The organism is Mesorhizobium sp. M0771 (assembly GCF_040320155.1).
GTDB lineage: Bacteria > Pseudomonadota > Alphaproteobacteria > Rhizobiales > Rhizobiaceae > Mesorhizobium.
In genome coordinates, this window is sequence record NZ_JAMYPC010000011.1 from 151,978 (window position 1) to 175,635 (window position 23,658).

At 59.0% G+C, this 23,658-nt stretch carries 19 protein-coding genes; 9 read left to right on the forward strand and 10 right to left on the reverse strand.

Annotated elements, in window-relative coordinates:
- Positions 1–110: 110 nt before the first annotated feature.
- The 4 genes from NKI05_RS18455 to NKI05_RS18470 form a co-directional block, all read right to left on the reverse strand.
- Positions 111–1,922: a 5'-methylthioadenosine/S-adenosylhomocysteine nucleosidase family protein gene (locus NKI05_RS18455; RefSeq protein WP_352792827.1), complete on the reverse strand. Its 1,812-nt coding sequence runs from the start codon at positions 1,920–1,922 to the stop codon at positions 111–113.
- The gene (locus NKI05_RS18460) at positions 1,880–2,395 is read right to left on the reverse strand and encodes a hypothetical protein (protein ID WP_156932383.1); all 516 of its coding nucleotides are present in this window, start codon (positions 2,393–2,395) and stop codon (positions 1,880–1,882) included. Before NKI05_RS18460 ends, NKI05_RS18455 begins: the two co-directional genes overlap by 43 nt.
- A complete protein-coding gene (locus NKI05_RS18465) occupies positions 2,349–2,849 on the reverse strand; it encodes a hypothetical protein (RefSeq protein ID WP_023708031.1) in 501 nt (166 codons plus the stop codon). Before NKI05_RS18465 ends, NKI05_RS18460 begins: the two co-directional genes overlap by 47 nt.
- Before the next feature lie 503 nt (positions 2,850–3,352).
- Entirely contained in the window at positions 3,353–4,246 is an 894-nt protein-coding gene (locus NKI05_RS18470) for a nucleotidyl transferase AbiEii/AbiGii toxin family protein (RefSeq protein ID WP_352792830.1), read from the reverse strand.
- Between the two features lie 477 nt (positions 4,247–4,723).
- On the opposite strand from NKI05_RS18470, the gene NKI05_RS18475 reads away from it, so the two are divergent.
- Genes NKI05_RS18475 through NKI05_RS18490 form a run of 4 tightly spaced genes read left to right on the forward strand, consistent with a single transcriptional unit; the run spans position 4,724 to position 7,675 of the window.
- The gene (locus NKI05_RS18475) at positions 4,724–5,020 is read left to right on the forward strand and encodes a DUF2604 domain-containing protein (protein WP_023708032.1); all 297 of its coding nucleotides are present in this window, start codon (positions 4,724–4,726) and stop codon (positions 5,018–5,020) included.
- Positions 5,013–5,630, forward strand: a complete 618-nt coding sequence (locus tag NKI05_RS18480; protein WP_352792831.1) for a putative metal-binding protein — start codon at positions 5,013–5,015, stop codon at positions 5,628–5,630. The genes NKI05_RS18475 and NKI05_RS18480 overlap by 8 nt, the downstream gene beginning before the upstream one ends.
- Entirely contained in the window at positions 5,627–6,115 is a 489-nt protein-coding gene (locus NKI05_RS18485) for a Mov34/MPN/PAD-1 family protein (RefSeq protein ID WP_023708034.1), read from the forward strand. Before NKI05_RS18480 ends, NKI05_RS18485 begins: the two co-directional genes overlap by 4 nt.
- A gap of 3 nt (positions 6,116–6,118) precedes the next feature.
- Positions 6,119–7,675 (forward strand): E2 ligase fold family C protein, encoded by a 1,557-nt coding sequence (locus NKI05_RS18490; protein ID WP_023708035.1) that lies wholly within the window; start codon positions 6,119–6,121, stop codon positions 7,673–7,675.
- A gap of 198 nt (positions 7,676–7,873) precedes the next feature.
- On the opposite strand, the gene NKI05_RS18495 is transcribed toward NKI05_RS18490, so the two are convergent.
- Together NKI05_RS18495 and NKI05_RS18500 are read right to left on the reverse strand one after the other, a co-directional pair.
- On the reverse strand, positions 7,874–9,289 hold the full coding sequence (locus NKI05_RS18495; RefSeq protein WP_023708036.1) for a mannose-1-phosphate guanylyltransferase/mannose-6-phosphate isomerase: 1,416 nt from the start codon (positions 9,287–9,289) through the stop codon (positions 7,874–7,876).
- Between the two features lie 240 nt (positions 9,290–9,529).
- The gene (locus NKI05_RS18500) at positions 9,530–10,516 is read right to left on the reverse strand and encodes a nodulation protein NodZ (RefSeq protein WP_023708037.1); all 987 of its coding nucleotides are present in this window, start codon (positions 10,514–10,516) and stop codon (positions 9,530–9,532) included.
- A 995-nt stretch (positions 10,517–11,511) separates the two neighbouring features.
- Here NKI05_RS18500 and gmd point away from each other — a divergent pair.
- The 3 genes from gmd (at position 11,512) to NKI05_RS18515 (ending at position 15,286) form a co-directional block, all read left to right on the forward strand.
- Positions 11,512–12,582 (forward strand): GDP-mannose 4,6-dehydratase, encoded by a 1,071-nt coding sequence (gmd, locus tag NKI05_RS18505; RefSeq protein ID WP_023672397.1) that lies wholly within the window; start codon positions 11,512–11,514, stop codon positions 12,580–12,582.
- Complete coding sequence (gene fcl, locus NKI05_RS18510) at positions 12,582–13,526, forward strand: GDP-L-fucose synthase (protein ID WP_352792834.1); 945 nt, start codon at positions 12,582–12,584, stop codon at positions 13,524–13,526. Before gmd ends, fcl begins: the two co-directional genes overlap by 1 nt.
- Positions 13,527–13,864: 338 nt before the next feature.
- Positions 13,865–15,286, forward strand: coding sequence for a phosphomannomutase (locus NKI05_RS18515; protein ID WP_352792836.1), 1,422 nt, complete (start codon positions 13,865–13,867; stop codon positions 15,284–15,286).
- A gap of 169 nt (positions 15,287–15,455) precedes the next feature.
- On the opposite strand, the gene NKI05_RS18520 is transcribed toward NKI05_RS18515, so the two are convergent.
- The 4 genes from NKI05_RS18520 to pdxR all read right to left on the reverse strand — a co-directional run bounded on the left by NKI05_RS18520 (position 15,456) and on the right by pdxR (position 21,015).
- Positions 15,456–17,852 carry a transketolase gene (locus NKI05_RS18520; RefSeq protein ID WP_352792838.1) on the reverse strand — a complete coding sequence of 799 codons (2,397 nt, stop codon included), beginning with the start codon at positions 17,850–17,852 and terminating at the stop codon, positions 15,456–15,458.
- 51 nt (positions 17,853–17,903) lie between these two features.
- On the reverse strand, positions 17,904–18,854 hold the full coding sequence (locus NKI05_RS18525; protein WP_023711836.1) for a PDR/VanB family oxidoreductase: 951 nt from the start codon (positions 18,852–18,854) through the stop codon (positions 17,904–17,906).
- A gap of 6 nt (positions 18,855–18,860) precedes the next feature.
- Positions 18,861–19,352, reverse strand: a complete 492-nt coding sequence (locus NKI05_RS18530; RefSeq protein WP_023711837.1) for an MOSC domain-containing protein — start codon at positions 19,350–19,352, stop codon at positions 18,861–18,863.
- 157 nt (positions 19,353–19,509) lie between these two features.
- Positions 19,510–21,015: a MocR-like pyridoxine biosynthesis transcription factor PdxR gene (gene pdxR / locus NKI05_RS18535; protein ID WP_352792885.1), complete on the reverse strand. Its 1,506-nt coding sequence runs from the start codon at positions 21,013–21,015 to the stop codon at positions 19,510–19,512.
- Positions 21,016–21,089: 74 nt separating this feature from the next.
- Here pdxR and NKI05_RS18540 point away from each other — a divergent pair, with 74 nt between their 5' ends.
- The gene (locus tag NKI05_RS18540) at positions 21,090–22,322 is read left to right on the forward strand and encodes a trans-sulfuration enzyme family protein (protein ID WP_352792840.1); all 1,233 of its coding nucleotides are present in this window, start codon (positions 21,090–21,092) and stop codon (positions 22,320–22,322) included.
- A gap of 52 nt (positions 22,323–22,374) precedes the next feature.
- The gene (locus NKI05_RS18545; protein WP_023747238.1) at positions 22,375–23,274 is read left to right on the forward strand and encodes a dihydrodipicolinate synthase family protein; all 900 of its coding nucleotides are present in this window, start codon (positions 22,375–22,377) and stop codon (positions 23,272–23,274) included.
- Positions 23,275–23,658: the final 384 nt, after the last annotated feature.

The window sequence follows — 23,658 nt, forward strand, 5'->3', positions numbered from 1 at the left end:
ATTTGCGATTTGTAGAACTATCCAACGACCGCTTTGGAGCCGATAGCGGTCTGACAGCTTCCGATCCCAACATACAAAAGCGGCCATCAACCCATTGTGGACATGAGCTCTTATTTCACCGCTGCAATCATCTTTTCGAATAGCAGCCTTGTCACCGCCGCGGCGGTCAGAGCACCGATGATATGCCAATCGTCGTTCTTGTGGCCATCACAGTAATCGACGATCCCACGGACGACGCCAATCTCTTGGGATCGCGACCAGCCTGCATCGCGCAGGCCCGCACTTTCCATTTCCACGGCCAGAATGCCGTACTTAGCGCGCAGCTCGTCCCGGACCACTGGGTCTTTTAGAAGGGTATCACCTGCACCGACTCGTCCGAAATGGACGACCGTGGGCGACATCAATCGACGCGGGTCAGATAACCGCACGACTGGTTCTCCGTCTGCGCCTAAGAGTACGTCGGGGGGCAATGCATCAGTCGATAGGCCGTAGGCTTTGAAGGCCTCATTCCGGTAAGACACCCATCCGGTGTCGAATCCTTTCAGGTGGGACTGCAAGTTACGGACCATCTGCGTCAGCGAATACGACACCTTCTGCGGCGAGTCTCTGTATTCGATGCTGCCGTCCGGCTTCCGCTTCAAGAAGTCGATTTCCATGATGCTCTGCCCGATGACGACGTCGCCTAGCCTGATGTCTTCTTGGGCATTGGTCGGAAGCGGACAACCGCCCGCGATGCCAACCATGATAGTGTGAGTGGCGTCGATCGACCGCATAAAATCGGTAGATGTCACCCCCGACAGTGTATTTCCCATCTCGGCTAGAACGGCCACGGCTATCTCCTTGACCATTCCGTCGATCTCGTAGTTTATGAGTTTGTAAACATGCGGGTCATTATCAAACTGCTTGTCGCGGCCTTTTCCGAAGACCACTTCCACGGCTTCGCGCTCCTTAGGAAGCGCGGTCAAGATAGCCAAGTCGACCTTATATCTTAAGGTTTTTTGGATTTCAGTCATAGATGCATATCCGTCTGTCTGTGAAAATCGGAATGCTTCCTCGAATGATGGATGAAATGCCATCGTTTCCAGTTTTTCGATAGGGCAATCTCTTATCTCAGCAAGAATTCCGCGCGATCGGCATTGTTTCAACAACGCCGCAAAATCAATATCGTCTCTGGGCTTTGCAGACGGAATGACCTCCCCCGTTGATATTCCCATATTCTGGAAGACGGCCGAAGCTTGATAATCCTTGGCATAGCTGCCGAAATAGTAGCGATTTACAAGGTTGTGAAGCGCGTTCTCGGCAGCCATGTTGCCGGCTTTGATCGGTAGAAGACCCGTCACGTGAGGAACGACGAAGGCATCCTTTCCAAGACGCTCGGGAACATCACGCCAAGCACGCTCGAATTCCAGGTCGGAGGTTGCATCCGCTTTCAGTGCGTGGAAGCGGGCGTAGAGCCCTTCGTTGTTCGCTTCCAACAGCCAGTCGGATGTGATGTCATGAGTGGCGCTACGCTTGCGTCGCTCCCAACCCACATTCTGTCTCGACGGTTTTGAATACACCCTGTGCTGTGCCGAACCGCGGCGGTACTGCTCCAGCTTGTCGAGGCGGAACTCCTCAAGCGAGCTTCCGCCTCCAAGAAGCTTGAAAAGGGAAGCCGTATCACCGCGCAGGAACGGCTTTAGCAATCGTCCCGCGATGTCGGACTCCTGATAGGATGCCGCTGGCACAAGTATGCGTGATCCGAGGATGACGGCGAACCTGACCGCCAACTCCATTTCCTGTAGCGCGCCACGACTCCGTGCATATTCGCCCCGTTCTTCGAGGAAGTGGATGTCGAAAAAGTGGAGAAAGAATACGCGAGGATGGATCGACGCCGGTTTCAGAAACAGGGAAGTCTGAGCTGGTTTAGGTCCTTTCGACATAGATCGCGATACCTGAAAATCAGCGGATCAAGACTTCCCCTAAGGTCGTGTACGCCCCATGCTGACAGCTCGTCGGAAAAATTTCTGGGGATGCCGTCAAGCAGAAAGATAGCCTTATTGTCGGCAAAAGCGATCGCGATCTCGGCAAACGTATTTGCGCCGATGTAGCTACGCGTGCCGTGCTTTTCGAAGTTTGCGACAACAATACCGATCGTCCTGGGATCGCGCACCTTTTTGATGTGTCTCTTGGAGACCTCTTTCTTGAATCTCTGATAGCTCTTCTGCTCGCTGAAGTCGGCTCCGGCATCGACGTCGTCCGGTGCAACGGCCAGGACATCGTGCTCGGCAAGTCGAGAACAAATTTCGTCCATCTTATGGGCGAACGCCATACTCCCGCACACGACGAAGCGCCGTCTGAACGAATTATCATTCTTTCTGGTCCACGGCATACCCGATGAGGCGGCGTTCGCCATCGAAAACATCTCCTTGACCTGACTCGTATAGCCAAGTGGGGCGCTCGCTGAATTCCGAGTAGCGTATCACGAATTCTGCCGGCGACACCACATACGCCGGCGGGATGTGTACAGGAAGATCGTCGGGGAAATCGTCGAAAAACACTGGCTGCCGCCGCTGGATCACTCGTCCGATCTCGTAGCATGTCGTTTTGCCGACATATCCGTTCGGGCCGGTAATCACGTAGACAGCATCTGCCGAGAATATTCGTTCAAGGGTTTCCGTCTGTATCTGAGCATCGGATTGATCCAGGGGGTCGCTCTCGAATCGGACGAACTCTTCCCCGCCTATAATTTCGCTTCCGGATGGAGAAGTGACATCAAGGCCCGCAAGCCGGAATACCTCGATTGTTGACCTGACTTTTGGATAGTTCGGACGACGGAAACTGCCAATAACCGCGAGCTTGAACACCACGATCTTTCACCCAGCTTTGAACGGCCAAGCCTCCTTAAGGCGAGTTTTACTTGCACATTCTCGGTGTTCAAACAACATCGTTCGGTGACCTAGCAATGCATTGCAGATCCAACTAGCGCAGTCGGTGCCTCGATCGAAAAGGAGGAAGCGCGCCGGCAGGTGTCTGTTGGCGTCCTATGACCGAGTTTGGCGCACAGGGGACATGTAGCCGCCAAGGTAAGTCCCCTTTCAGGCGAGGTCGATGATGATCTCTGCGACCGAGTTGAGGCGCAAAGCAGTGGTTGGCGAAGTAAAAAGATCGAGAACTGTTCCTGTCGCGACAACGCCACCGCCAGTGCCGGCCGATTGCCCAGATTGGAACAACAGGCCCTGTATTCGGCCGTACGCTTCTCAGACTTGAATTACTCGCCCGGCTTCTGCAGAATGGGCGACGAGGCATTGATGGTTTCATTCCCGGAGACGCGAAACGACTTTGTCGAATGACAGTGGCTTTTGATCGAACATCATCGGCGGCATGCCACGGTGGTCGGAGCGCAGGTCCGCACTCGCATTTCGGAAGGCACGAGCTGAAGCGTCCCGGACCACCCCCGTACGTGGCTCGCCCAGCTAGAGCGGAAAAAGACCGCCTTGTGCTTGGCTACCTGTTCGAGCAGCTCAAAGTCCAAGGCCGCACCCTTCCCATCTTCGGTGTCGAGCAGAATCGCTATGTCGTAGTAATGCCGCGAGAGATATTGCGGCGTCGGCGTTTCCTCGGGCCTGTGCGTCTCGGCATGGAGGGCGGTTATCTTTCCCATAAAGTCCGCCGAACCGACAACACGGTAACTGTGGAATCCGGATTCTCGAAGAAATCTGGAAAATCTTCCGCCGCATAGGAACGGGTCGTCTTCTGTCGGTATGCCATGGGTCGCCACGGGCGCCGAACTCGAGCTGAACCCCCGAAGTGGTGTCGGCCATGCCTTCGTACTCTTCCGCGGCCGGCGCGGTCGGATAATGAAAGTTGATCGTCTGTAGATCATTGCTGCGCGCAGCGCCGGCAGCAGCTTCTCTGCAACGTGCATTTCGACGTCCCCGACGAGCTCCTCGACAAGCCTGCCGGCCTGTTCTGCTGATCCCGTCCCGCTCGGATCACGATCGCCGATATAGCCGAGCTCGGCGCGGTCGAACCACAGATCTATGTCCTCTGAGAATCTGCGGATCGCGCCGTAAGCTTTGGATAAGGACGTTCCGCCTTTGAAGAGCAAGGTGGGCGTCCTCCTTGGCACCTCGAAGAGTCGTCTCAAAGTCCCGCAGACCCAGAAGTCCTTCTCTACGATCGTATTGGCAACGCCGCGGATCGCGCCCGTTTCGCCGAACAGCGCGGAGCGTTCGTGTGCCGGCAAGAGGGGAACCTTATTCACCCAGGGCACCCACTTGCGTTGTTGCGATGGCGACGAGCGTGCCGCATCCATGCGGGAGGGCGAGGCCCAACCCAGGCGCGTTATTCCAAACGAGCAGGGACAACTTGCGGGGGTATTGCCGACTTCGACGTTGGATATTGCGGCGTGGGTCCATTTTGCATGTTACCAACTGAATCACCGAGTGCCCGAGTTGCACGCGGCCAGTGGAATGAGCAAGCTGCGGCGCGTTCATGAATAGATGGTGGCCGGTATTTTGCCAATGCTCTAATCGATTATAGTTGCGAAGAGCAGTTTCGGCCGTTTACTTGCCCCACAAGTCCCCATAAAAAGGAGACAGCATCGATTCGATGTTATCCCCTGTCTTTCGCGTACTCGCGGTCCGTGGCGCCGAGTGGACGATTGAGGACCGCCAGCCCGCTCACCAGCAGGTCTGCACTGGCGGCTTGGGGCCCGTTGGTAAGCCACAGGAGTAGGACAATGTCGGAGGATTCGGGCAAGGGCGAAAATCACGGCGGCGGCCCCGGGAAGATCGAGATCACGGTGGTGGTGAACGGCCAGCCCACACAGGTCGAAGCCAATCCCAACCAGCCGCTTCACGTCGTCCGCACCAAAGCGCTTGAAAACACGCAGAACGTCGCCCAGCCGGCCGAGAATTGGGAATTCAAGGACGAGGCCGGCACCTTGCTCGACGTCGACAAAAAAGTTGGCGATTTCGGTTTCGCGACCACTGTGACCCTGTTCCTCAGCCTGAAGGCGGGCGTCGCAGGTGCCTGAACTCCAAACTGTGGACCCGGAGGTGTCCCGAGCGAAGTTCGATCGGCAGATCGGCTGGTTCCAAACACAAGCAGGTATTTACCGGGCTCAGGGTTGTTTCCTGATCGAGGCGAGCTTCCCGACGGCCTTCTTCATCTTCGTACCGCCGAAGATAAAGCCACAGATAATCGGTGCAGCTGTCGAGATCGACTTCTCCAATTACGACCTCCGACCTCCGTCGGTGGTCTTCGTAGACCCCTTTATACGCCGGCCGATTGCCCGGAAAGATTTGCTGCTCAGGATGCTGAGACGACCGCATCTACCCGGAACCCCACCGGATATGATTTTGGTCCTCATGCAGCAGAACGCTCCGTCGCTGTCGGACTTCATCCAGGCCAACAGTGCGGAACACACGCCATTCCTGTGCATGGCAGGCGTCCGGGAATACCACGACAATCCAGCCCATTCAGGTGATTCATGGCTTCTCCATCGGGCTTCTGGCGAGGGCTGTTTGGCCTTCATCCTGGACAAGATCATCAAGTACGGGACCGGTCCCGTGGAGCAGCTTCAGTATCAGTTCCAAATCTCAGTGGGAGCCATGATAGCACCCCTACCCACCATTCCAGAATGACCGAGCTCAAGGATGTCGGGACAGTCGCTCTTCCCCGAGACTGTCTTTCAAGTGTCCAGGCGCACCTGCGCTCAGTTGGGCGACAGGGCCATGAGGGGATGGCGCTCTGGGTCGGCGTTCAGCAAGACCAACACTTTGGCGTAACAGAGACCGTTATCCCAGCACAGCGTCACATTCGTACGGGTGACGGCGTTTGCGTGATAGTTCCGGCCGAAGAACTACACCGGCTCAATGTCTGGCTCTACAAGAGCAACCTTAAACTCTTCGCCCAGATCCATAGCCATCCGGGCCGAGCCTACCATTCGACGACCGACGACGCCTACGCGGTCGCTACCACAGTTGGGTGTCTGTCGCTGGTGGTGCCCAATTTCGCCCGCGAGCCTTTCGATCTTGCTCGGGTCGCCGCCTATCGACTTGACGCGAAGGCGAACTGGAATGAGTTCCCATCCGCGGCACTAAGGCGGATGATCACGATAACGGGTTGAACGATGGCACTCGCTAACTTCATTGACCGCGCCGCCACGGCAGCTTCTCAGGTGCTGGCCGACTTTCATCTATGCGACTTCAAAGCAGCCCTCGAAAAGCAGGTCGTGGCTGTGGCCTTCGACAGCCAAGCCGCTTCGTGTGCCGAGGGCCAGGCGACGCTTGACCTTACGGTCAGGTTGCTTGCCAGACTGTATCCGGTCCTGGCCATACTCCCCCTGGATATGGCCGCGAGCTCTCAAGCTCAAGCGCTCGAGCGCTTGGCAAAGTCGATCAATCCAAAAATCAGCATCCGGCGTTCCGGCAAGTATGCGACGGTCTGTGTAGCTGCAGGCGCGGTGCACCCATCACTTCGGTGCCCAACGTTTTTCATGGGATCCCAGGGTTGGGCGGCAAAGCTGTCGCGTACGGACCCGGTGGGCTCTGGCTCGAGCTTGCTGCCCTATGGAGCTGGCGCCGCAAGCTGCTTCGCCGCGGCCAACGTCTTTCGAACCATCTTTGCTTCCCAGCTGACCGGCGCCGAGCTGGACGAGAACATCGACCTCTCTTTATGCACCTACAACAAGAGCAACGCCGGCGATTCCAGCCCCTTAAATTTCCCTGTCGACCTTGGCGAAACGCACCTCGTTGGGCTCGGCGCGATAGGCCATGGCTCGCTCTGGGCGCTGGCAAGGCAATCCGGTCTGTCGGGGCGCCTGCATGTAGTTGATCACGAAGCTATCGAACTCTCAAACCTGCAGCGCTACGTGTTGGCAGGTCAGGCGGAGGTCGGCCTCTCTAAGGCGGCCCTCGCGACCAACGCCCTTCGGTCCACCGCCCTTGAAGTCGAGGCGCACCCTATGAAGTGGGCAGAATATGTTGCGCGCCGGGGCGATTGGGTATTCGACCGAGTGGGTGTGGCGCTTGACACCGCCGCCGACCGTCTAGCTGTCCAAGGTGCTCTGCCCCGATGGATCGCGAACGCCTGGACTCAGGAGCAAGATCTAGGCATCTCGCGGCATGGTTTCGATGACGGCCAGGCTTGCCTTTGCTGCATGTACATGCCGACCGGGAAATCCAAGGACGAACACCAACTGGTCGCGGAGGAACTCGGAATGCCGGAAGCACACGAGGAGGTAAAAACGCTCCTGCAGACCAATACCGGAGTCCCTAATGAGTTCGTAGCTCGGGTGGCTACGGCAATGGCTGTGCCGTTTGAGCCGCTCGCCGCGTTTGTTGGCCAGCCCCTCCGTTCCTTTTATCAGCAGGTTATCTGCGGCGGCCTGGTGTTCCAGCTTAGCGATGGAAGTCGTCTCGTTCGAACCGTGGTTCCGATGGCCTTTCAATCAGCGCTTGCCGGGATCATGCTTGCCGCAGACCTGGTCAAGCATAGTGCGGGTTTTCCGATGAGTCCGACGACAAGCACTCGCGTGAATCTACTGCGCCCCCTTGGTTCTCACCTCCATGATCCGAAAGCCAAAGATTCCAGCGGCCGCTGCATCTGCAGCGATGAGGATTTCGTTGCCGCCTACAGGCTGAAATACGGCTGTGCCGTTGAACAGCTGAGCAACTGGTCCGCCTGAGAAAGATCTGAAGTCTTCGTTACCGCGGACGGCGCGCTGTCAAGCGCTCACCGACGTTTTCGACCACGATCGAGTGCCTGGAGAGCGCGGGGCGGATACTATGACACGCTCGGCCCGCTGCTTGCCAATGTCAGGCCCAGAACCCACGACAGAGATCCTTGAGCGACGCCTCGTCGTTTAACTTTTTTGTACTGTTATCTACGTTCGACCATATTCGTCGTCGAAGCGAACGATATCATCCTCGGCGAGATAATCGCCGCTCTGCACTTCGATGATCACCAGGTCAATTCTGCCTGGGTTCTCGAGCCGATGCTTATGGCCGCAGGGGATGTAAGTAGATTCGTTTGTCCCCAGGAACAACTCCTGCTCGCCATTGACGATCTTGGCGGAGCCGCTGACCACGACCCAGTGCTCCGAACGATGATAGTGCATCTGCAGGCTCAACTGGCGACCGGGCTTCACCTCGATGCGTTTGATCTTGAAGCGCTCGCCTTCCTCCAGAACCGTATAGGAACCCCAGGGCCGGTGTACCGTGCTATGGACCAGATGAGCTTCATGTCCCGAAGCCTTGAGGCCCTCGAAGAGCTTCTTAACGTCCTGAACGCGGTCGCGGGATGTGACAAGCAAAGCGTCCGGGGAATCCACGATCACCAGATCGCTTACGCCCACCGTGCCGATGACGCGCTTGTCGGAGCTCACATAGGTGCCGGTCGTGTCGACCATGTGCACATCGCCGTGTATCCTGTTCCCGCTTTCGTCGGGGGCGATCAAATCGGCCATTGCGTTCCAAGATCCGATGTCGCTCCAATCCATGTCGCAGGGAATCACGGCAAGTTTGTTAGTTTTCTCCATGACAGCGTGGTCGAGCGAGATCCGCGGCGCGGAACCGAAATGCTCAGGCGCGAGTTCGATTTTGGCAAAGCCTTGGCATTGACTGGCGCGGCCGTTCTCGTAGCTGTCGGCGACGGCCTGGAGCACCTCGGGACAATGCAAAACCATCTCGTCGAGCATGGTTTGCGCACTGAAGCAGAAGATGCCGGCGTTCCAGAAGAAGCGTTGAGACGCGACATAGGCTTTGGCTGTATCCAGATCCGGTTTTTCAACGAAACGGACGACGTTCTCACCATCTGCTTCGATGTAGCCGAATGCCGTGTCTGGTCTGGTTGGGGTGATGCCCAATGTGGCGATCCGCCCGAGCTTCGCATGTTCCATGGCCAGGCCCATGACGTCTAGAAACGCAGGCAGGTTGCTAATCAGGTGATCGGCCGGGAAAACGCACAGGATCGCGTCAGGGCCTTGCGTTACCCTCGCATGGATCGCGGCTGCAGCCACGGCGGCGGCCGTATCCCGAGCTTCGGGCTCGAGAAGAAAGGTGCGTGGCAGGACCACGGAATCCAGTTCGTCAAATTCGTCCTTGGTCAGGAAGAGGTGTTCCCCGGATGTCACAGCGACGAGTTCCACGACACCTTCTATCGAAGCGGCACGCAGCACAGTGTGCTGAATGAGAGAATATCCATCCGCTACTTTGAGGAAAGGTTTGGGGTGCGATTGCCTTGAGGCGGGCCATAGCCGCGATCCGGCTCCGCCGCTGATGATCACGGGAATCACTTTCATAACTAACCTCGATTTCGTCTCTGGAGTGATCGCCCGCGTTCTTTCGAGCGTCAGCGTCACGATCGCCGTCGCTCTGGCTTGTCTGCGGCCCCCGCGTAACAGCGAAGTTCTGGCGCGTTGCGGGCGGCGCCAGATGACGACCCTATCGGTAATGTACGACGCCTCCACTGGCGTCGATGAGAAATGCGCATTCAACTAAGCCTGTTGGTTGCCTCTGCCGAATTGCGCAGGTCGCGGGTCTTAACTGAGATCAGAGACTTGGCTGTCTTCTATCAAAGTCAAACGACTTGGCTCCTTCAGATCGAATTCAATTACCCGTGGTGCGAATAGACGTGCATATCGTGTAAAGGCGCTCGTCGGGGGAAACCGAATTACGGTATCGCAGCGCCCGAGAAGATACATCTCAACGAGGGCGGAAATTCCGCCGTCAATCCCGAGTGCTGCAGTGTGTAAGGGGCCACCTTGATTGGATCCGAAGTGCTTCGGGACAGTGAGCAGATCGGGAAACCTGGCCGACAGAAGATCCAGTATCCGCGCGCTGTCCGTGCATAAGAACAGCCGCACAGGCCTAGGGTGCGGTAACGCCTTAGCCTTCTCAATTGCAGCGCACACTTGCCGAACGGCGAGCTCCGGATCGGCCCAGTAGGGCGCATGCTCCATGATGTCTTCACCGTTGCCGTGCCGAACATGAATCCCGATGATGCTGTGCCCCTCAAAACATTCCTGATAAATGGCATCTATGCGGGCTTGAATTTCTGGCCGAGGCTTGACACTCTGGAACACCTGCCGCTCTGCTTCCTCATCGCACCGCCACATCAGACAAGCGTCACACACTACTGTGTTCGCTTCGACATCGTGTTCGGCCTGAAAGAGCTCGCCCAACTCATCGCGCTCTTGGAAAATCTGCTCATCTGGCCGGTAAAGGCACTCGATCGCCGGCCTGTTCCACCACTCTGGGAAGAATGGACCAGGGAAGGAAACGTCGTTGATCCGGTCGTCGGAAATAGCCGGCACCCCAGCGATGTCATTGATCGGCTGGAAGAACACCGGAAACGCATTTGTGAAGGGTTGGTCGAGGTAGCAGGCCCCCCGCCAGTCGATGGCTAGAGTTCGTCCCGACCGCTGCGCGTAGCGCCAAGCGGCCGCCAACGACCACAGACAATCACCGAACCCCGTACGCCTCCGAGAGACGACGAACCGGCGCTTTTCCAATCCACTAACATGCATTTTCGGAAATCTCGTTTCGGAGAGGAGGTTGCATCCGGTTTGGAATCCTTAGTCGACACTAGTAGACCCTGACGCCGGGCCCTTGGCAGAGGCCGGGCCATAGGGCAGAAGAGCTCACTCAGCACTGCCCACTAATCCCGTGACGCTCGCAAAGCTTGAAGCCGATGCCCTCGCTTCCGGTTGCCCTCGCTTCCGGTTCAGCCTTCTCTACTGGGCCTCCGCGGCATATGTAAAATCTATTGAGTGGATGCCGGCCATCCATGTGTTGGATGCCATGATGAAGGGGCTCGGCTGACGCGGGCCCGGTCAATAGAGCCGAAACAGCCGGGAATCGCTGCTACACTGCCTGCCGAAGCAAATCATTCCGTCGACGCCGTACGCCAAGGGTGCAAGGCTGCATACAGCAACCGGTACCGGGCGAGATGAGGTCGACGGCTCGACGCGCCTGGAACCAGCTGATCGACAGAATCCGCAGTCGGCTCCCAAAGTTCTGCACGACCTGTGCCGGATGCTGTGGTGAGGGCTCGCGGCCACGAACTTTGTCCTCACCCCGAACGGAAGCTCGCGCTGCGACTCCGGGCCGGCGATGCGCCCCCGCTGCTCGCTCAGACCATCCATTCTGTGGATGCACTTTATCCAAACAATCGATTTCACTGATCCAAACAATTCCCATTAGAAGACGCTGAAGCAAGAAAGAAAGGCGTCCTCACTCGCTGATAGAAGAGCAAATCAGCTGCAAGGTGCTTGGAGTACAGTCGCTCACGGCGTGAGCTGAGCGGTACTCTGACCGCATGTACGAATCCGACAGGTGAGCGGCGCAACTCTATTTTGCTGTGACTCCAAGCAAGAGCAGGTGTGCTCGGCTGGCGGACTGTCAATGACGAGCCGCGCGCCGCATCTGTCAAGTGCTCCATAGGGCACAGGGCGGGCCGCACATTGTGTCGGCGTGGCGAGCCCGGAGCCGAAACTTTAAAATTTAATAGAGCAGGAATAGAATGGGTGATAGCAGGAAAGTTGCTCTTATTACGGGCATAACTGGACAGGATGGTGCCTATCTTGCCCGTCTTCTTCTCAAAAAAGACTACATCGTTCATGGGATTAAGCGACGTTCCTCTTCCTTCAACACCGGTCGTATAGAAGACCTCTACCAAGACCCGCACGAATCCGATCCGCGCTTAATCTTGCATTACGGTGATCTCACTGATTCGACTAACCTCATCCGCGTGGTTCAGGAATCTCAGCCAGACGAAATTTACAACTTGGCTGCTCAGAGCCATGTCCAGGTGTCGTTCGAAACACCTGAGTACACAGCAAACGCGGACGGTATCGGTACATTGCGACTTCTTGAGGCGATTCGCCTCCTCGGTCTGACGGACAAGACCCGCTTCTATCAAGCCTCGACGTCAGAGCTATACGGCCTCGTGCAGTCCGTACCGCAGAACGAAACGACGCCCTTTTATCCGCGCAGCCCTTACGCCGCCGCCAAGCTCTACGCCTACTGGATGGTCGTCAATTATCGCGAGGGCTATGGTATGCACGCTTCCAACGGCATTCTTTTTAATCACGAAAGCCCCCTTCGTGGCGAAACTTTTGTGACGCGCAAGATCACCCGCGCTGCCGCTGCTATTTACCTGGGCAAGCAGGACAAGCTTTATCTCGGCAATCTCGATGCTCAACGCGATTGGGGCCATGCGCGTGAGTACGTGCGAGGTATGTGGATGATGATGCAGCAGGATCAACCGGATGATTACGTGCTGGCTACGGGCAAAACGACTCCTGTCCGCCAATTCGTCGAGTGGGCTTTCGAAGATGTCGGCGTCGAGATCGAATGGCGTGGCAAGGGTGTCGACGAAAAGGGCTATGATCTAGCGAGCGGCAGATGCCTAGTCCAAGTGGACCCACGCTACTTCCGCCCCACGGAAGTCGATCTTCTCCTGGGTGACGCTACCAAGGCGAAGGAGAAGCTCGGCTGGGTGCATGAGATATCCGTGCGCGACCTTGCTGCGGAAATGGTCCGCGAAGACCTGAAGGTCATGCAGACATCTGTAGTCATGAAGGAAGCGTAATGTATGATCTGAACGGAAAAACCGTGTGGGTCGCTGGCCACAAAGGTATGGTGGGCAGCGCTGTTGTACGCCGACTCGCGTCTGAAGACTGCAAAGTTGTGGCCGCCCCTCGGGGAGAGCTAGATCTCAAGCGACAGACCGAGGTTGAAAACTTCGTGGCAGTGATGAAACCGGACGCTATCATTATGGCGGCGGCAAAGGTAGGTGGTATTCTCGCGAACGCCACCTATCCGGTCGACTTTCTTTACGACAATCTGATGATCGAGGCCAATATCTTCGCGGCAGCCCACGAAAACAATGTCGACCGCGTCCTCTTCCTCGGCTCGTCTTGCATCTATCCGAAGATGGCACCACAGCCCATTCCTGAAAGCGCGCTTTTGACCGGGCCACTAGAGCGCACCAACGAATGCTACGCCGTCGCCAAGATCACCGGCATCAAAATGGCTCAAGCCTATCGCCAGCAATATGGCCGCGACTACATCTCCGCTATGCCGACGAATCTCTACGGGCCAGGCGACAATTATGACTTGCAGTCAGGCCACGTCATCCCAGCGCTGATCCGGAAAGCGCATGAAGCTAAGCTCATAAGTGATAAGCGAATCACCATCTGGGGCACGGGCACACCACGTCGGGAATTCATGCACGTCGACGACTGCGCCGACGCATTAGTCTTCCTTCTGAAGAACTACTCTGACCATGATCACGTCAATCTCGGCTGCGGACAGGACATCACGATCCTAGAGCTGACCAGAATGATCTGCCGTGTAGTCGGATTTACTGGGGAGATCGCGCATGATCACTCTAGACCTGACGGTACACCGCGAAAGCTGATGAGCGTCGACAAGCTGCGCACTTTGGGATGGGCAGCAAAGATCACTCTCATGGAAGGCATCGAGAGTGTCTATCATGCATTTCTGAACGGGAGCTACACCGAACGGCGATAGATAAGAGGATTTGCTGTACGCGCTTTCGGGACCCAGAGCTAATGTAGACTGAGACAATCACTCGATGGCGATAGCGCTCATGTGAGCCAGCCGCGAGGAGCCCTGCGGGGCCCGGACCCCATCCGCTCCAACTCGTCGCCGTGAAGGTCACGGTGCGCTGCCCACGCCGACGCCGACTGCGTCAATCCTCACAAGGGTAACCCTCGATAACCGAACGCGTCTACGGTAACCGAATGTACTTCTTGTTCTCGTCCGAGGGATCTGTCGATGGGCATTCCGGACGAGCCAAAGTTTGAGCATGTTACCCTCAAAACCCGGTTAGCAACGTCGGATTTGGTATGAAATTCGGAACAAGTGGATTACGGGGCCTGGCGACAGAATTGGCAGGAGCCGCCTCTGCCCTATATGCAACGGCATTCGCGACATTCCTGCTGGAATCCGGCCTGACCAGAATTGGCGACGAGATACTCATAGGGCGCGACTTTCGCGCCTCGAGTCCGGCCATCGCCGCCGTCTGTGCGGCGGCACTGTCCGCGCTCGGCTTCATCGTAGTCGATTGCGGCGCAGTCCCCACCCCTGCCCTGGCACTGTATGCTCAGGCGCGTAAGAGTGGTTGTTTGATGATCACAGGCTCGCACATTCCGGCCGACCGTAATGGAATAAAATTCTATCGACCCGACGGTGAGATCGACAAGGGTGATGAGCGGGAGATAACGCGCATCGCCTTGCAGTTGGAGAAGCGCGGATACGTCCTTGAAGGTGCTGTTGCACGTCGGCAGCACCGGGAGGCCGAATGCAAGGCCTTTTTCATGGCGCGCAATCGAAAGCTTATGGAGATTAATGCTCTAAAGGGCTTAACGGTGGGGGTATATCAGCACAGCACAGTCGCGCGCGATCTCTTGGTTGACATTCTCTCATATCACTGTGCGACGGTCGTAACCCTGGGACGTTCGGAAGGTTTCATTCCTGTCGACACTGAAGCGGTCTCTGACGAGACTGCTCAACAGTTCAAGCTCTGGGCCAAAGAGCATCGGCTTGATGCGGTCGTCTCGGCAGATGGCGATGGTGACCGCCCACTGGTAGCTGACGACCGCGGAGACCCCCTTCGCGGTGATTTGTTAGGCCTGATTACGGCGAACTTCCTGCAAGCGAAGGCAGTCGTCACGCCGGTCACATCAAACTCTGGTATCGAGACCGCAGGTTCTTTTAAAGTCGTGCGTACCAAGGTTGGATCGCCATTTGTTATTGCTGCCATGCTCGATTTGGTTGCGTCGGGTCACGAGCGCGTGGTTGGTTTCGAAGCAAACGGTGGTTTATTGACAGGCACGGACTTTGACCCGAACGGAACTAAACTGCCGGCGCTACCTACACGCGACAGTTTTCTCCCCATCCTCGCGGCACTTTCCCTTGTTAATACAAGTGGGCAGCCACTGTCGGAGATTGGCAGTTCCTTTCAATTGCCGGCGGCGGCGGCGGATCGCTTGGAAAATTTTTCCGTCGAAAGCAGCACTCGCCTCATGACATACCTTCGTACAGCGGAAACTAACATCGCCGCCTTCGTCGGGTCGATTGGAGTGGTAAGCAAGGTTAGCGATGTTGACGGACTTCGTATCACTCTCGCGGATAAGCGTGTCTTGCATTTGCGTCCATCCGGAAATGCCCCGGAAATGCGGTGCTACGTCGAAGCCGAAAATCGGGAGGATGCGGAGCTTTTGCTCCGGACTGGATTGGATCGAATTCGTAATTGGGCGCAAGGCTAAATAAAAGCCGCCTCCCTGCGTATTCCCAAATGACCCTGGGGGTCGCACAAGCTACTCAAGCGCGATCAGAACGTCCACAGTGTCCCGGCCCTGTCCGCTTTGAAGCGAACCGGAACGCCCGTGGAAACAGCCGATCCGTACCAGCCACGGAGCATCCGGTCGCTCATGGTCAAGGCAGCGCCTTGCGGTAGCGAACAGCCGGTCCCGCACTGACCGCCTGTGCCGCATGTACGATGGCGTTGGTGTCCAGGCCGTGGTGACGGTAGAGGTCCGCAATAGTCCCCGTCTGGCCGAAATGCTCGACCCCGAGCGCCTTCACGCGATGCCCGTTAACCCCACCGAGCCACGCGAGCGTCGCCGGGTGGCCGTCGATCACGGTGACGATGCCGCAGTCACGCGATAGCGGCGCGAGCAGCCGCTCGATATGACTCAGGGCGCCAATCGCGCCACGCTGCCGGGCTCGTTCCGCCGCCTGCCAGCCCGCATTAAGCCGGTCCGCGGAGGTGATCGCGAGCAGCCCGACATCGCGCCGGTCCTCCGCCAGAAGACCCGTCGCGGCAATCGCCTCCGGCGCGACAACGCCTTGGTAAGCAATGACGACACTCGCGTTCGGCCCGGGCGGACGCAGCCAATAGGCGCCATTGACGATGTCCCGCGCGAGCGCCGGTTTCATGTCGCGCAGCGGCTGCTCGAGCGGCCGGGTTGACAGGCGAAGATAGACCGATCCTCCGGTCTGATCACGCAGCCACGTCGTTTCATCCGGATTCCCCTCGCCATTACGTTGCATGTAATCGAAGGCAAAGCGCATGATCACGGACAGTTCGTCGACGAAGGCCGGTTCGAAGGCGCAAAGCCCATCCTGCGCCATGCCGATCAATGGGGTGCCGATCGACTGGTGTGCCCCGCCCTCGGGCGCCAGCGTCACGCCCGAGGGCGTTGCGACCAGCATGAAGCGCGCATCCTGATAGCAGGCGTAGTTTAGCTGGTCGGCCGATCGGTAGATGAAGGGATCATAGACTGTCCCGATCGGCAGCAGGCGCACGCCATTGATCGAGTGCGAGAGACCGAGCGCCCCGAGCATGATCATCAGGTTCGACTCGGCGATACCGAGCTCGAGGTGCTGCCCCTTCGGCCCAAATTCCCAGGTAAAGGTCGACGGAATGCGTTCGGCCTTGAAGGTGTCCGCCATGGTCTCCCTGGCGAAAAGGCCGCGCCGGTTGACCCAGCCACCGAGATTGGTCGAGACCGTCACATCGGGCGAGGTGGTCACAATGCGGTCGGCAAGCAGACTGCGCTCGCGTGCGATGTCGTTCAGGATCTGGCCGAAGCCCATCTGGGTCGAGAGCGGCTTGCCGGGCTGCCCCGGTGACGGAAGGGTTTCGGGCACCGGCACCGAAGGCGCAGACAGCCTCCTACGCCCCTCACTGAAGAACGGCGCTTTTGCGAAGAAGGCGTCAAGTTCCGCTTCCGGCAAGGTGGCGGCCGCCCATTTGTCCCACTCCTCACCCCGCTTTACGCCCATCTGCAGGCGGTAGTCTTCCATCTGCGTGGGCGTCATCTGCCCCGCGTGGTTGTCCTTGTGTCCGGCAAGCGGCAGACCGTAGCCCTTGATGGTGTAACAGATGAAGCAGACGGGACGGTCATGCTTGGACGCCGCCTCGAAGGCTTCGAGGAGGCTCGGCATGTCATGCCCGCCAAGGTTCGTCATCAACGCCTGCAACTCGTCGTCGGAGCGGCGTTCGATCAGAGTGGTGACCGGCCCTTGGTCTCCGATCTCGTCGAGCAGCCGCTTGCGCCAGGCAGCACCCCCTTGGAAGGTCAGCGCCGAATAGAGCTGGTTCGGACAGCGCTCTATCCACTCGAGCAGCTTCTCGCCCCCCGGCTCGGCAAAGGCAGCCTCTTGCAGAGCGCCGTGGCGCAGGACCATCACGTCCCAGCCGAAGTTGCGAAAAATCTGCTCGAACCGCTGCCAGAGGCCCTCCCGGATCACGGCGTCGAGCGACTGGCGATTGTAGTCGACCACCCACCAGCAGTTCCTGAGCCCGTGCTTCCAGCCTTCGATCAGGGCCTCGTAGATGTTGCCCTCATCCATCTCGGCGTCGCCGATCAGGCTGACCATTCGGCCCTCGGCACGCTCCTTCATCCAGCCGTGACCCGAGACGTAGTCCTGCACCAGCGACGAGAACAGCGTCTGAGCAACGCCGAGACCCACCGACCCGGTCGAGAAGTCGACATCGTCGACATCCTTCGTCCGCGAAGGGTAGCTCTGCGCGCCCTTGTAGCCGCGGAAGTTCATGAGCTTTTCGTGAGTCTGGTTGCCCGCCAGATACTGAAGTGCGTGGAAGATCGGCGCCGCATGGGGTTTGACCGCCACCCGATCCTGCGGGCGTAGGACCGAACCGTAGAGCGCGGTCATGATGGTGCTCAGCGACGCGGACGAGGCCTGATGCCCCCCGACCTTGATCTCATCGCCCTCGCGGACGTAGTTGGCGTGGTGGATCGTCCAGGCTGCGAGCCAGGAGACGCAGCGCTCGATCTCGTTCAGATATTCCAGTTTCCTCGTCATTCAGTTTCCCGCAAATCAGCTGCCGGTCTCACAGGACCCCCGCCCAAATGGTCAAAGATCGAGTTTCAACAAACCTGTCGCGCGCGACACGCAGGGGATGAAGCGGTGGCCGCGTGCCTCCTTGGACAGGACGGCATCCCGATGGATCGGCTGTCCCGCCAGCATTGCGCATTCGCAGGTCCCGCACACCCCATTCTCACACGAGGCCATCAACGGCACACCGGCCGCGCGCAGGGCCGCGAGCGCCGTGGTCTGCGCCGAAACCTCGACCATCCTGCCCTCACCCAGTTCTATGACGAATGGTTCCGGTGGCCCGCCATCAAACTCGGGAGGCTGGAAAGTTTCGAAATGAACAGTACCCTCGGGCCAGTGTTCGGCCGCGCGCCCCACAACCGCCATGAAGCCAGGCGGCCCGCAATAGTAAACCTGAGCCTCGGCCGAACGGTTCGCCAGCAGCGCGGCGATGTCCTGCCGGGTCTGAGGCTCGTCGTCGAAATGGATCCGCACATTGCCGCCAGGAAGATCGCGCCCGATCGCCGCCAAGAGTGGCGTGAGCGCCCGGCTGCGGGTGAAATAGTGCAACTCGAAGGGCTTGGCCTGCCGGGTGAGCGCGCGCGCCATGGCCAGAATCGGGGTGATCCCGATTCCCCCTGCCAGCAGCAAAGTCGGCCCCTCGCCTGACTTGAGCGCAAAATGGTTGCGTGGCGCGGAGACAGGCAGTGCGGAGCCGACGGCAATGGTTTCGTGGATCCACGCCGAGCCGCCACGGCCGTCATTCTCGCGCTTCACCGCGATGGTGTAGCGGCCCAGCTCGGTCGGGTCGCCGCAAAGTGAATACTGACGCACCTTCCCTTCAGGCAGATGGACGTCGACGTGAGAACCCGCTTCGAACGCCGGCAGCACAGGTTTGCGTGGGTGTTTCAGGTCGATGACCAGCACGTCGCCCGGCTCCTTGCGGACGGCGGTCACGGTCAGCTTCATGATAATACGCGGCGAGGCCATGGCGTTTCACTCGTCGATGGGCAAGATCAGATCACCAGGGCGGATCACGCCCCCGACGTCGATTGTGCAGTTCAGGCCGGAGCGGTTCAGAAGCCCCTCGTAGAGACCCGAAAGCCCGAGCAACTCCTCGATATACTTGCACGGCACATTCATCCGGGCGGCCCTGAGAATCGTTTCCCCGACCCGGAAGCGTTTGCCGACAAGATGGCTAAGCGGAACGCCTCGTGTCGTAAGATTGCGCCGGTGATCTTCGGGTGCGAGCTTGGCCTTGAAGCCCGGAATTCTGGGTTCGCCCTGCGCGATGGCGTCCAAGACTTCAGCTTCGATCAGCGTCACTTCGCGAACGTCAGGACGCGCGGAATAGGTCCCCGTCCCCAAGTAGTAGCGGTCTCCGACAATGCCTTGGCCGGCAATAAGCTGCGCCTGCGCCAGCTCCTCCATTTCATAGGAGGCAGCGGGCGCGATATGGACGTGAAGCAGCTTTCCTCGCCAGGTCATCATCGCTCTCGGAATTCGTCTCGTGGAACCTGCTGTCAAAACTGGCCTGATCAACAGCGCCAGTTGCATGGCATTTTACCGGTCCAGTTGGCTGTCTGGAAAGAAATACGAGGGGTCTCGGACCGTTTTCAGCGCCAGCTTTCGACGTCGCCCCGTCTCAGTTGTTCCGCGCCGGCATCGCGTCTTGCACCTGCTTGACAACCTCTCGCAGGACCTCAACGCCCTTCCCGATCTGCCGAATGCTCAAGGCGGCATAGCCCATGACAAGTCCGACGCGATCGGTGCGGCCTTCGTCCGATGGCCGTACGTAGAGCGGCGAGATCAAGTGTAGCCCCAGGCCAGCGTCGCGGGCGGATTCGACCAAGGCCGTTTCCCGCGATCGTGGCAGGTCATTGAACCAAACCGCGACGTGCAGTCCCGCATCAGCTCCCTGGACAGTGATGCGATCCCCGAAGCTGTGCTGCAAGGCACCCAACAACGTTTCCCGACGCTCGCCGTTCAGCCTGCGCACACGGCGCACATGGCTTTCGTAGCCGCCGCTCTCGATCAACGATGCCAGCGCTTCCTGTTCAGCGACCGGCGAATGCCGGTCTGCGAATTGTTTGGCGGTTGCGAACACCTCCTGCAATTCGGGCGGGAGGACGAGGTAGCCGATGCGCAGCATCGGCGAGAGCGTTTTGGAGATCGTGCCGAGATAGATGACAGCCCCGTGGTCCTCGAGACTGTGCAGCGGAGGGACCGGATTGATGTCGTAGCGATATTCGCTATCGTAGTCGTCCTCGATCACATAGGCGTTGTTGTGTCGCGCCCATTCCAGAAGCTGATGGCGGCGCGCGATCGGCATGACGCCGCCCAGCGGAAACTGATGCGATGGCGTCACATAAGCCAGTCGTGCTCCGATCCCCGCCAGCAACTCGGTCCTCATCCCGTCTTCGTCGACGATGACCGGGATGGGTGAAGCACCCGTACTGGCAAAGACCTGACGCGCCATCCTGTAGCACGGATCCTCGATGACGAAGCGGTCGGCGGGATCGAGAAGCAGGCGCGCGCACAGATCAAGGCCCTGCTGCGAACCGCTGACGATGACGATCTGGTCGAGGTCGCAGCTCAGGGTCCGGGCGCGCCAGAGATATCCCTGAAGCGCCTGGCGGAGCCGGCGCGAGCCGCGAGGATCGTCATAGGCAAGGCGCAGCGGGCGCTGCCCCATCGCCTCGTTCATCGCGCGTTTCCAGACCAATGATGGGAAATCCGACGGTGCCAGGTCCCCATAGCGGAACTCGACCTTCAGCCCAGTCGGCAGATAATCTGGCCAGGGTGACGTCGCGCCCAGCCGCTCGCCATATGCGGACAGGTGGATTGGGCCGACCCGTTTCGCGTGAGTGCGGCCCGTCTCATGGCCGATCAACGAAGACGCAACGCGAGGTCGCGCGCCTTGACGGGCTTCGATGAAACCCTCCGCAGCCAGTTGCTCATAGGCGACCGTCACCGTGGTTCGCGAAACGCCGAGGTCATTTGCCAGCGCCCGGGAGGATGGCAACTGACTGCCGGTTTCGTAGACGCCGCCGAGGATTTGCTCGCGAAGGGCTTCGTAGATCTGGCGTGCACCCATCGCATGCGAGCGCGCTGCAGACCCGGCACTTGAAGACTGGACCATCTCTTTCATCGCCAACTGGATATTTCACATTGGCCAGGTTGCCGTCAATCTTTCGGAACCCCAAGAAAGATCGCAGAGGCCGAATGACCAGCTCCCATCAATCCGAAACCGATACTCCCACGGGGTCGCTCAACCGCACCAGCCCCGGATTTGCCACCCGGGCGATCCATCATGGCTACGATCCGGCCGGCTTTTCCAATGCCGTCCAGCCGCCAGTGTTCCTGACGTCAACCTATAGGTTCGAAAGCGTGGCAGCAAACGATGCCGCCGCCGCCCTTGGTGGACGGCTCTATGCGCGCGAATACAATCCCACGACCGAGATCCTCGAGCAGCGGCTCGCGATTCTGGAAGGAGCCGAGGCGGGGCTGGTTGTTGCCTCAGGGATGGCGGCCTTCGGCACTCTGATCCTGTCGCTCCTGTCCCAGGGCGATGAACTCATCGTCCACAAGACGCTTTATGCGAACACGCTTGCCATGGTCGAACAGGCGGTCCCCCGCTTCGGCATCAAGGTCGTCGCGGTCGATCTGTCAAATCCCCAAAATCTCGATGCTGCGATCACCGAGCGGACGCGGCTGGTTTTCTTCGAGACGCCGGTGAATCCGCTGAGCCGCATCCTCGACATAGCGGCAATTGCCGAGCGCGCTCACGCGCGCGGTGTAAGGGTTGCAGTCGACAGCACCTTCGCCTCGCCCGCGCTCCAGCGACCGCTTGAGCACGGGGCGGACATCGTGCTCCATTCGCTGACCAAGTACATCAATGGTCATGGCGATGCCCTTGGCGGGGCGCTTCTCGGCGACGCCCAAACGCTCCGTACGCTGCATGAAACGGGCCTGCGCTACATCACCGGCGCAGCGCTCTCGCCGATGTCAGCTTTCCTGATCCTGCGCGGTCTCAAGACGCTGACGCTGCGTATGGAACGGCACAGCGCCACGGCCCTTGCGGTGGCTCGGGCGCTGGAAGCGCACCCGGCGGTGGCATTTGTGAGTTATCCGTTCCTGGACTCGCACCCTGATCAGGTGACGGCGCGAAAACAGATGTCCAACGGATCGGGCATGTTGGCCTTTGGCCTCCACGCTGGATACGAAGGCGCGCGCCGGATGATGGACCGGCTCAACCTGATCATTCGCGCCGTCAGCCTCGGCGATGCCGACAGCCTCATCTATCATCCAGCAAGCCTCACCCGTGCTCGGCAGCCGATCCGCAAGGATGCCCATTTGGCCGATGGAGTGGGCGAGGACCTCATGCGTCTCTCGGTGGGGCTTGAAGACGCTGATGATCTGATCGCCGATCTGCGGCGGGCTTTGGACGTCTTGTAATGACCTGGCATGCGGTCACCTCTGCGCTCACACATAGATCTGGAGCCTTGCCATGGCATTCCTGAGCGGTCTTTCCGCGTTCCCTATCACCCCAACCAATCGTGACGGCCGCGTCGATAGCGTTGCCCTGCGCAGGCTGATTGCTCGGCTTGGCATCGCTCAGGTCGATTCCATCGGTCTTCTCGGCAGCACCGGCACATACATCTATCTGTCGCGCGAGCAACGGCGGCGGGCGCTCTCCGAGACCTTGGACCAAACGGCGGGGCAAATGCCGGTCGTGGTGGGTGTGGGCGCGCTGCGCACCGATGAAGCCGTGGGGCTCGCGCAAGACGCCAAGGCCCTTGGAGCAGCTGCGGGTTTGCTTGCCGCCGCATCCTACACCCCGCTTACTGATGACGAGGTGCTAGAACATTTCTCCACTGTGGCGCGCGAAAGTGGCCTGCCGATCGTCGTCTACGACAATCCAGGAACGACGCATTTCCATTTCAGTCCACCCCTTGTCAGCCGCCTGGCAAAGGTGGCTGGGATTGTCGCCATCAAGAATCCGACAGACAAAAGCGATGCGATCAAGAACCACCTGACCGCCCAGAGGCGCACACTGCCGGAAGGGTTCTCGATTGGCTACAGCGGCGACTGGAACGCCGCCGAGGCCATGATCGCCGGGGCCGACACATGGTACAGCGTCCTCGCGGGCATCCTGCCCGAGGTCTGCATGACGATCGTCACAGCGGCGCAACAGGGGGATGCGGCCGAAGCGCGACGGATCAATGCCGCGCTGGTCCCGATCTGGAGCCTCTTCAAGGAGTTCTCGAGCCTTCGCGTCGTCTATGCACTCGCTGAATTGCTCGACATTTGTGCCGACCCCCCGCGTCCCATCCTGCCTCTGCCCCCAGCAGCGAAGCGCCAGATCGCCGCCGCGTTGAAAGGTTTGCCATCGGATGCCAGCCGGTGAACAGCAAACCCCGTTCGGCAAGTGAAAGGTATTTACCCGCTCATTTCGAGAACTGATCGAAAACAACGCACTCGGCGTGCTGATAGCCATGGCTGGAGCGGTCTCGACGCCAATCACACCCCCTTCGAACTCGACAATCGACTGCGGAGGTACAGACTGCGCAGGGCACTCCGCCCATGCCGCACCGTTCGCCTTCAAACTAGGAATCGGTGGTTTATCCATTGGAATGGCATCGAGCCGGCGCTTTACTTCCGGCCCGGTGCGCGCATTGAAGCCGGTGCCAATGCCGCCGGCGAACACCAGATTTCCGTCCTCGACATTCGCCAGAGCACGCTTCCCGACCGCCGTAACTGTTGCCGGGTTCGCAGCCGATGACGATGAACT